Below are 1,140 nucleotides of genomic sequence, written 5' to 3' on the forward strand. Positions count from 1 at the left end.
GGCCAGGCCCCCGATCGCGTGGCTGAGCGCGGCCGGCACTCAGTGACCGAGGCGGGCCCGAACCTCAGGGCGGCGCAGCGGCGGCACGGTCGCCGGTGGCTGGCGGCGGGCGGGCAGAGTGTCCAGCAGCCGGTGCACGGACGCGGCGATCTCCGCGACGGCGCTGTCCACGGCCGCGTCGTACGCCGGTGACGGGCGGCGGACCCCGCCGACCTTGCGGACGAACTGGCGGGCAGCCGCCTCGATCTCCTCGTTCGTCGCCGCCGGCTCGAGGCCTCGCAGCTCGGTGATGTTGCGACACATGGCCCCCACGCTACCGCCCGACAGTGGACCTCCCCGGCGATCTCCACCCCGCCGACGGCTTTGTGGAGGACAATGGCGTGGGGTGCTGCGGCATGTCCCCGCGGGAGGCGGGTCCCGCTGGCAGCCCGCGTGGAGGGGAGTCGAAGGATCATGACGGACGGCTACTACGGCGAGTCGGCGGACCCAGGCCGGCGCGGCACCCGCAAGCGCGCGGACCGCTTCGCCCAAGCGCGGCGCCTGGCCGGGCAGGCCCGCCAGGATCGCACCACCGCCTGGTACATCCCGCTGGTCATCACCGTGATCGCCGCCGGCGCGTCGTTCAGCGCCTTCGGCCATGCGTTCGGTTTCCTGTACGCGCTGGTGCTCACCCTCGCGTTCGTCGCCCTGAGCTGGAACACGATCCGGCTCATGCCAAGCGTCTCCGACGAGCTGCACGTCGCCCGCACGACCGGCCCGCGCCGGGCGTTCGCGCTGGCGAACACCCCCGTGCGTACCCGCGGCCCCTTCCTGCTGGCCGCCGGCCTGCCGATCGTCATCGCGCTCATCGCCACCGTCGGCTACTTCGTCCTCGCCGGCATCCTGCTCGTCGCCGTCATCGTCGGCGCCGCGATCGCCGCCGCCTGGGTCTTCGAACGCCGCTAGTGACCACGGCCGCTCGCCGCGTCTCGGTGGGCGGGGGAGGTCGGCGGTGACGCGGGGGAGCGGGTGGCCCAGCGGATCGTGGTGACGATGCCGTGGCCGGCGGCGCGGCCGAGGGTGGCGTCCACGGCGGGCAGGTAGGGCAGGCGCAGCGGCCAGCGCGTCCACGCCGGCATCAGTCCGACGGCGGCGCCGGCC

At 74.8% G+C, this 1,140-nt stretch carries 2 protein-coding genes and 1 pseudogene; 1 reads left to right on the plus strand and 2 read right to left on the minus strand.

What is annotated here, in order from left to right; all coding sequences use genetic code 11:
- Positions 1–39 precede the first annotated feature (39 nt).
- The gene (locus tag MXD58_RS25140) at positions 40–303 is read right to left on the minus strand and encodes a DUF2277 domain-containing protein (protein ID WP_248837073.1); all 264 of its coding nucleotides are present in this window, start codon (positions 301–303) and stop codon (positions 40–42) included.
- 150 nt (positions 304–453) lie between these two features.
- Here MXD58_RS25140 and MXD58_RS25145 point away from each other — a divergent pair, with 150 nt between their 5' ends.
- Entirely contained in the window at positions 454–945 is a 492-nt protein-coding gene (locus tag MXD58_RS25145; protein ID WP_248837072.1) for a hypothetical protein, read from the plus strand.
- On the opposite strand, the pseudogene MXD58_RS25150 reads toward MXD58_RS25145, so the two are convergent.
- Positions 942–1,140 (minus strand): annotated as a pseudogene (locus MXD58_RS25150) (hypothetical protein); the annotation flags it as partial. The gene MXD58_RS25145 and the pseudogene MXD58_RS25150 sit on opposite strands and share 4 nt — an antisense overlap.

This window comes from Frankia sp. AgKG'84/4, from assembly GCF_023242965.2.
GTDB lineage: Bacteria > Actinomycetota > Actinomycetes > Frankiales > Frankiaceae > Frankia.

Bases quoted from the DNA above. Each gene is read 5' to 3' on its own strand.
- MXD58_RS25140 (WP_248837073.1), bottom strand. From the start codon at position 303: ATGTGTCGCAACATCACCGAGCTGCGAGGCCTCGAGCCGGCGGCGACG.
- MXD58_RS25145 (WP_248837072.1), top strand. From the start codon at position 454: ATGACGGACGGCTACTACGGCGAGTCGGCGGACCCAGGCCGGCGCGGC.